This is a genomic window from Arthrobacter sp. RIT-PI-e, assembly GCF_001187915.1.
Lineage (GTDB): Bacteria > Actinomycetota > Actinomycetes > Actinomycetales > Micrococcaceae > Arthrobacter_D.
This window is the reverse complement of the sequence record NZ_LGIU01000014.1, coordinates 1-7,379: the sequence shown is the minus strand read 5'-3', so window position 1 is coordinate 7,379 and position 7,379 is coordinate 1. Positions and strand designations below refer to the sequence as shown.

At 72.7% G+C, this 7,379-nt stretch carries 9 protein-coding genes; all 9 read right to left on the bottom strand.

Annotated elements, in window-relative coordinates:
• Window positions 1-38 precede the first annotated feature (38 nt).
• Window positions 39-674: a FliO/MopB family protein gene (locus tag AC792_RS00680; protein ID WP_049828679.1), complete on the bottom strand. Its 636-nt coding sequence runs from the start codon at window positions 672-674 to the stop codon at window positions 39-41.
• Window positions 674-1,381 carry a flagellar motor switch protein FliN gene (fliN, locus tag AC792_RS00675; protein ID WP_049828678.1) on the bottom strand — a complete coding sequence of 236 codons (708 nt, stop codon included), beginning with the start codon at window positions 1,379-1,381 and terminating at the stop codon, window positions 674-676. Before fliN ends, AC792_RS00680 begins: the two co-directional genes overlap by 1 nt.
• Window positions 1,378-2,289 carry a flagellar motor switch protein FliM gene (locus AC792_RS00670; protein ID WP_235436284.1) on the bottom strand — a complete coding sequence of 304 codons (912 nt, stop codon included), beginning with the start codon at window positions 2,287-2,289 and terminating at the stop codon, window positions 1,378-1,380. The genes fliN and AC792_RS00670 overlap by 4 nt, the downstream gene beginning before the upstream one ends.
• A 40-nt stretch (window positions 2,290-2,329) precedes the next feature.
• Window positions 2,330-3,271, bottom strand: coding sequence for an OmpA/MotB family protein (locus AC792_RS00665; protein WP_049828676.1), 942 nt, complete (start codon window positions 3,269-3,271; stop codon window positions 2,330-2,332).
• The gene (locus AC792_RS00660) at window positions 3,268-4,107 is read right to left on the bottom strand and encodes a motility protein A (RefSeq protein WP_049828675.1); all 840 of its coding nucleotides are present in this window, start codon (window positions 4,105-4,107) and stop codon (window positions 3,268-3,270) included. The genes AC792_RS00665 and AC792_RS00660 overlap by 4 nt, the downstream gene beginning before the upstream one ends.
• Entirely contained in the window at window positions 4,107-4,442 is a 336-nt protein-coding gene (locus AC792_RS15915; RefSeq protein WP_082177223.1) for a flagellar FlbD family protein, read from the bottom strand. Before AC792_RS15915 ends, AC792_RS00660 begins: the two co-directional genes overlap by 1 nt.
• 215 nt (window positions 4,443-4,657) lie before the next feature.
• Entirely contained in the window at window positions 4,658-5,824 is a 1,167-nt protein-coding gene (locus tag AC792_RS00650) for a flagellar hook protein FlgE (protein WP_049828674.1), read from the bottom strand.
• A 49-nt stretch (window positions 5,825-5,873) separates the two neighbouring features.
• On the bottom strand, window positions 5,874-6,317 hold the full coding sequence (locus AC792_RS00645; protein WP_049828673.1) for a flagellar hook assembly protein FlgD: 444 nt from the start codon (window positions 6,315-6,317) through the stop codon (window positions 5,874-5,876).
• A 24-nt stretch (window positions 6,318-6,341) separates the two neighbouring features.
• A partial coding sequence (locus tag AC792_RS00640; RefSeq protein ID WP_200903336.1) for a flagellar hook-length control protein FliK occupies window positions 6,342-7,379 on the bottom strand: 1,038 nt, incomplete at its 5' end.

Below are 7,379 nucleotides of genomic sequence, written 5' to 3'. Positions count from 1 at the left end.
GGTGAGGGCGGGATGCAGGGCACGCGGGGGTGCCGCGGTCACCCTGCCCGTCCCTGGCGGAGGAACGACGCCGTCTGCCTCCAGGTGGCGGGCGAGAGGATGGAGCCCTGCAGCGGTGTGGCGGCGGGCGGCGCCGCACGGGCTGCCCGGGCCGCGCGGCGCGTGCCGGGTTGCGGGGGCGAGCTCCCGTGTGGAGCGGGGACCGCCGCGGCGGCTGCGGGGAGCGCGGAGGTGGCGAGGCGGAGGGACGCGGCGAAACCGGCGTCGCCCGCGCCGTCGACGGTCGCCGGTACGGTCCGGGGTGACGAGACGCCGGTACCGGTACCGGTACCGGCGGGGGCGCCCGCGGTACCGGCCTCCATGGCGGCCTGCCGCGGCAGCTGCGCGGGAGCGCCCTCGGGTGAGGTCACCACCTGCAGCGCCCGCGGCGCGGCCGCCGAGTGGAGCACGGACACCGACTGCTCGGTGACGCCGAGGTAGAAACGGGTGCCCTCGGCGTCGAGCACCACCACCGAGGCCTTCGCCCCGATGCCCTGCCGTGCCACCACGGACACGATCGCGGAACCGGCGCGGGTGCCGCTCATCCTGGACAGCCTGCGGTGCAGCACGAACAGCAGCGCGAGCACCACCCCGAGGGAGATCACCACCCTCAGCGCGAGCACCACGACGTCCATCAGAGACTGCCGTCGGGTACGTCGAGGATCTGCGTGATGCGCACGGCGTAGTCCTGGTCCACCACCACGACCTCCCCGTGGGCCACGAGGCGGCCGTTGAGCAGGACGTCGGCGGGCGCCCCGGCGGAGCGGTCGAGTTCGATCACCGCGCCGGGCTCGAGGTCCAGGACGTCCCGGACGGACATGCGGGTGCGGCCGATCTCCACGGTCATGGCCATCTCGACGTTGCTGATCCTGCCGAGGTTCGCGGCGCTGCCGAAGGCGGGGGAACGCCGCAGCGAGGTCCCGGACTGCACCCCGCGCAGGCGCACGGCGAACCAGCCGGTGATCCCGGAGGGGCCGCTGAGGCGGAAGACGGAGGTCTCGGTGTCGCTGAAGAGCTGCAGGGCGTCCTGCACGGAGGGTGCACCGAGCACGCCGTCGCCGAGGGACTCCGCCGCAGCCCCCAGGGCCGCGGCCATGACGTCCGCGGGGGAGACCAGGGACGACGGCGTGCCGGCGGCGGCGAGCAGCGGCTTCAGGTCCAGGAGCACCACGGCGAGATCGGCGGACACCGCCCCCACGAAGGAGGCGACCACGGCGGTGGCCGCGTTGTCCGCCGGGACCTCGGAGGCGGCGCACGCCTCGGCGGTGAGCGGTCCGGGGAGCGGCAACCGTGCGGCGAGGGCTGCGGCTGCCTGGTGCTGTGAAGCGGTGATGGTGCTCATGGTGCAGGGTTCTCCTCGGTGGTCACTACTACGCAGGCAAGGCGGGAGCCGTTCTGGCCCAGGGCGGCCTCCCCGAACCGCTTCCCGTCGATGGTGAGGTCGAAGGGCCGGTGCTGGGAGTGGGGGACCTTCAGGACGTCCCCCACGGCGAGATCCAGGATCTCCGCCGGCAGCACGGGCACGGGCGCGAGCTGCACGGCGACCTCCACGGGGACGTGCACCACCTGGCTCTCCATCCGGGCGCGGGCGTCCTGCCCGCTGGTCATCGGGTTCGTGTCACCGAGCTGCGGCAGGAGGAGCTGGGCGGGGATGGCGATGGTGGCCGCGCTGGAGCGCTCACCGACCCGGATCACGAAGTGGCCCACGATCATCAGCTCACTGGTGGCCGCTGCCTGGGCGAACTGCGCGTTGTACTGGATGGAGTCGATGCTGAGCTGCTGGGTCAGCACGTTGCCCAGGGAGTAGTGCACCCCCTCGAGGGCGTCGTCCATCAGGCGCCGGATCAGCGCCTGCTCGATCTGCGTGAACTTCCGCTCGTACGCCGTGAGGACGCCGTGGCCGCCCAGCATGGAGTCCACCCAGAACAGCCCCGCGGACGCGGGGAACTGGATGATCGCCTTGCTCGAGTAGTCCGAGACCGTGCACAGCACCATCGCAGTGGTGGGAGGCAGGGACGCCGCGTACTCGTCGTAGGTCTGCATGGACACGTGCTCGCTGGTCACCTGGGAGATCACCCGCACCTTGGCGGTGAGCTGCGTCCCCCACTGGCGCCCGAGGGTCTCGAAGGCCAGCTCGAGCACACGGGAGTGCTCGCGGGCCAGCGTGGTGGGGCGGCGGAAGTCGTAGACCTCCACCGGTTTGATGGCGGCCGAGGGCACGCCGAAAGAGAGTTGTTCCTGGACCGTCACGCAGCGGACTATCGGACGTCCACCGCACGGTGTTAGGGATTCAGGTGCCCGCAGTGAGGTCCGGGATCAGCTCCCGGACGTCCTCGGGCTCCTCGGAGTGCACCACGATGTCCACCCGGCGGTTGAGCTCGAGATCGGCCGCACCGGTCCCGGGGGCGATCGGACGGGACTCGCCGTACCCGATCGCCGACAGGCGTGGCGCCTGCACACCACCGGGCGCGATCAGGTTGCGCACCACGTTGACGGCGCGTTCGGTGGACAACTCCCAGTCCAGCGGCCGCGGGACCGAGTCCGGCAGGCGGGCGGTGTGCCCCTCCACCCCCACCTCGTTGGGCAGCGGGGCGAGGGTGGGGCCCACGCTCGCGAGGATCTGCAGCGTCTGCCCGGTGAGCTGCGCGCTGTCCGGCAGGAAGAAGGTCTCGGAGCTGACCAGACGGATGGTGAGCCCGCGTTCGTCGATCACGTAGGACACGGCCTTGTCGAGATCCTTCTCGCCGAGCGCGGCGTCGATCCTCGACTGCAGGGCGCGGAGGTTCTCCACCTCGGCCGCGGCGCGCTCGCGGTCCGAGACCGGTTCGCCGGCGTCGCCCTCGGTGGACGGGGAGGGCGAGGGGGTCGGTTCGGGCGTGGGGACGGCGTCGGCGGCGGCGCCCACCTCCTCCATCTCGGGGTCGTCCGGGGTGATGTCCGCGATGGCGGCCCCCCCGGTGAAGGACTCACCCTGGGCGTTGACGTCCTCGGGACGCACCACTGTACCCTCCGCGGTGTCCACGCTGCCCGCCTCCACCACGCCGAACCCGGTGGCCAGGGAGGCGCGCAGCTGCTCGAACTTCTGCTGGTCCACGGAGGACATCGCGTAGAGCACGATGAACATGCACATCAGCACGGTGACCATGTCCATGTAGGAGGCCATCCAGCGTTCGTCCGGGTGGTCGTCGCCGTGGTCCTCCCCGCCGCGCTTGCGGTGCCCGCGTCTGCTCACGCCGCGGCCCGGCCCTCTGCGCCGACCCCGTCCCCGGACCCGATGGAGCCCTTCGAGGCACCCTTGGCACCCTTGGCGCCCTTGCCCTGGGCGTGCTGCGGCACCATGGCCCTCAGCCGCTCGGCGAGCAGGCGGGGCTGACTGCCGGCCTGGACGGCCAGCACACCCTCCATGAGCAGGGTCATGCGGGCCGTCTCCATGTCGCCCAGCCGCTTGATGCGGGTACCGATCGGGAGCCACAGGAAGTTCGCCGAGAGTAGTCCCCACAGCGTGGCCACGAACGCCGCGGCGATCATGTGGCCGAGCTCGTCGGGCTGCGAGAGGTTCTCGAGGACGTGCGTCAGGGACACCACCGTGCCGATGATGCCCACGGTGGGCGCGTAGCCGCCGAGGCTCGCGAAGAACTTGGACGCGGTGCGGTGGGTGGCCGAGGCGGAGTCGATCTCGTCCTCGAGCAGGATCCGCAGCTCCTCGCCGTCGGTACCGTCCGCGATGTTCTGCAGGGCCCCCTTGAGGAACGGGTCCTTCACGGTGCCCGCTTCCTCCTCCAGGGCCAGCAGCCCCTCGCTCCGGGCCTTCTCCGCGAGGACCACCACGCTGTCGATGGTGTCCTGGGGGGGCGTGCTCTTGCCCAGGAGCGCCGGTGGCACGGCCTTGACGGCCACCATGAAGTCCTTCAGGGTGCCGCCCGCGATGCCGATCGCGATGGTGGCGAAGAACACGAGGATCATGGGGGCCGGCAGGAGCAGGGACGAGACGTGGGCACCCTCGAGGGTGATCATCGCGTACAGCGCCCCGAAGGCGAGGAGTATGCCGGCGATTGTTGCGGGATCCATTACGCGTTCCTTGGTCGGAGCTGGACGGGAGTTCCTCCGCCGTCTGAGTGGTGCGGGGTACCGGCGGGCTCGTCCGCCCCGGGCTCCCGCACCAGTCCCAGCGAGCGGTGCGGAGCGAGGCCGCCGGCCTGCTCGGCGGGCAGGTGCCGGGCCAGGGAGATGATGCGGGCGCGGTGGGCGGCGATCAGGTCGATCACCTCCGTGAGCGGTTCCGTGACGATGTACTTGGCGCCGTCCACCATCACCAGCGTGGTGTCCGGGGTCTCGTGGATACGTTCGATCAGGTCTGGGTTCACCGCGAACTGGCTGTCGTTGAGCCTGGTCACCACGATCATCGGACATCCTGGGGTCGGGACGCCCCGGCGGGGCCTCTTCCTGACACTGTCGGCACCGAACGCGCCGCCGTAAGCCCCGGGGTGTGCCCGGGCACCCGGCGTCGACGGCGGGCCGCCCGTCCGCGCGGGCCCCGGAAGAGGACCGGACACGTGGGCGGCGGGCCGGAGGCAGCCCGCCGCCCACGTCCCCGGAGCTGCGCGGGGTGCGGGGTGGATCAGCGCTTCAGGTTGGTGAGCTCCTGCAGCACCTCGTCCGAGGTGGTGATGATGCGGGCGTTCGCCTGGAAACCGCGCTGCGCCACGATCAGGTTCGTGAACTCCTGCGAGAGGTCCACGTTGGACATCTCCAGCGCACCCGAGCTGAGGGAACCGAGACCGTTCTCGTTCGCCGGGCCGATCACCGCCTGGCCGGAGTTCGCCGACGTCCGGTAGGCGGCCCCGCCGGCCTTCTCCAGCCCGGCCGGGTTCACGAAGGCGGCGAGCGCCACGCGGCCCAGGGGCTGCTGGGTGCCGTTGCTGAACGCGCCGATGAGCGTACCGTCCGGGCCCACGTTGAAGGATTCGAGGGCACCGGCGGCACGCCCGTTGCCCTCCGTGATGGACACCGTGCGCAGGTCGGCGAAGCCGGTCACGCCGGAGAGGTCCACGGTGATGCCGCCCACCACGACGGCCGAGCCCGCCGGGGCCTGACCGGCGGGCAGTGTCGCCGCGCCGGTGGCACCGTTACCGTCATCCCCCGCGACGTTCCAGCCGCCTGCGGTTCGCGTGAAGGTCAGGGTGAGGTCGCGGGCGGCGCCGTCCGCCCCGTACACGACCCTCGGCTGTGCGATCGCCGTGCCCACGGCGGCGTCGGAGGGCAGGTTGCCGGTGACGCGCGCCGTCGTCGTCGCCTGACCGGGTGACACCGCTCCGCGGGGCATCTGCAGATCGGTCACGGTGGCGCCCTGCTGCACCACGCCGTTGACCGCGGGCCAGCCCTGCACCCTGGCACCGTCCGGGGTGACCAGGCGTCCCTCGGCGTCGGCGCTGAACGCACCCGCCCGCGTGTAGAGGGTCTCGCCGCCCAGCTGCGTGATGAAGAAGCCGTCCCCGGAGATCATCATGTCCGTGGAGCGGCCCGTGGCCTGCGTGGAACCCTGCGAGAAGTTGGTGATCACGCCGGCCACCTGCACGCCGAGGCCCACCTGGGCGGGGTTGGTGCCACCGAGGGCCTCCTGCGGGGCGCCACCACCGCGGGTCAGCTGGGACAGGGTGTCCTGGAACTGGGTGGCCGAGGCCTTGAAGCCGGTGGTGTTGACGTTGGCGATGTTGTTGCCGGTCACGTCGAGCATGGTCTGGTGGGAGCGGAGCCCCGAGATGCCGGAGTAGAGCGAGCGAAGCATGGTGGTGCCTTTCGGTGCGGAGGGGTCGGGTCGGTGGAGCGCGGTGCGGTCAGGCGGTGGCGGGCGGGGCCGGGGAGGAGGTGGCACCCACCCCGGAGACGAGGTCCAGGGGCACGCTCCTGCCGCCGATGGTGACGGTGGGGACGGGGCCGCTGTAGGAGACGGCGGTGGCGATGCCGCGGGCGTCGACGCCGTCGGTGCCCGTGTAGGAGACCTCGTTGCCGAGGAGCGCGGCGGCCGAGGACCGCATCTGGAGGTAGAAGTTCTCCTCGCTCATACCGGTCATGGTGGTGATCTTCTCCATCATGGCCAGCTCCGTGGTCTGGGAGATCATCTCGTTGGTGTCCATGGGGGCGCTGGGGTCCTGGTTGCGCAGCTGGCTGACGAGCAGCGACATGAACACCTCGGAGTCCATGGTCTGCTTCGGCGTCCCGGCGGCGGGGGCGGTCTCCACCGGGGCGAAGGTCGCGGCGGGGATGGGGGGTGCGGGCATGGTGGATCCTTCCGGGGGCGGGTGTCAGGCGAGCAGGTCGAGGGTGGAGGAGCCGGTGGTGCTCCGGCCCGCCCAGGGAGCCGACGGGCCGGGGGCCACGGGGTCCTCGGGATGGAGCGGGACGGGCCGGTGCTCGTCACGGAACCGTTCCCGGCCGTGGTCCTCGGGTGTCCCCGCGCCCAGGTCCAGTGCTGCGGACAGGCCCGACGACGCCGCCTCGCGCCGCAGCTCCGGCAGCGCCTGGCGCAGGGCCTCCCTCCCGCCGTCGGTGGCGGAGAAGAACTCGAGCCGGGTGCCCTCGGCGGACAGGGTGGCGCGGATGGTGACCGGACCGAGGTCGTCGGGTGCGACGGCCACGGTGATGGTGCTCGCCCTGCCGTCCGTGGCCGCCACCGACTGCACCAGCGCGAAGGCCCGCGCCCCGAGCTGCTGGGGCAGCGGTGCGGGTGGACGCACCGGATGAGCCGCTGCCACCGGGGTGGGAGCCGCGGCCTGCGGGGCGGAGGACACGGGGGCCTGCTGGGCGGGGACCGCGACGGCGTCGGTGCGTGCCACCGCGGTCCCGGGCTCCCCGGCGAGGGCCCGCGTCGCGGTATCGGGACCCGCCGTCCGCTCCCGGGTGTCCCGCGGCACGGCGGAGAGCTGCGCGGCCGCGCCCGGACCCGTCGTCGGGCTCTCCGACGACGAACCGGCCGTGGTGACGGGGGCTCCCGCTGCGGGTGGCACTCCCGGGATGGGAGGGTACTGGACCGGAGTGCCCGCACCGGTCACCGGCGCGGCGGGGGCGGTTGGAGGACCGGCTGCCGCCGGGGTACCGGCCGATGGCTGGTCCGCGGAGCGCGGAGCCGCCGCGTCCGCCGCGTCATCCGTGGACGACGTCGCGTCGCCGGACACGGGGATCAGCGAGGAGGGTGCTTCCCCCGCTGCGTCCGGCTGGTCCGGGGCGGCGGGGAGTTCACCCGTCGCCGCACCCGGCGGAGGGGTCGGCGCGTCGACGGCGTCCACCTCCGCGTCCGCGCCCTCGGACGGTTCGGCGGCCCCGGGGGGGGTCCGTGCCGGCGG

Excerpts from the sequence above, each read along its gene's own strand:
- AC792_RS00680 (WP_049828679.1), bottom strand. The coding sequence starts at position 674 with ATGGACGTCGTGGTGCTCGCGCTGAGGGTGGTGATCTCCCTCGGGGTG.
- fliN (WP_049828678.1), bottom strand. The coding sequence starts at position 1,381 with ATGAGCACCATCACCGCTTCACAGCACCAGGCAGCCGCAGCCCTCGCC.
- AC792_RS00660 (WP_049828675.1), bottom strand. The coding sequence starts at position 4,107 with ATGGATCCCGCAACAATCGCCGGCATACTCCTCGCCTTCGGGGCGCTG.
- AC792_RS15915 (WP_082177223.1), bottom strand. The coding sequence starts at position 4,442 with ATGATCGTGGTGACCAGGCTCAACGACAGCCAGTTCGCGGTGAACCCA.
- AC792_RS00650 (WP_049828674.1), bottom strand. The coding sequence starts at position 5,824 with ATGCTTCGCTCGCTCTACTCCGGCATCTCGGGGCTCCGCTCCCACCAG.
- AC792_RS00645 (WP_049828673.1), bottom strand. The coding sequence starts at position 6,317 with ATGCCCGCACCCCCCATCCCCGCCGCGACCTTCGCCCCGGTGGAGACC.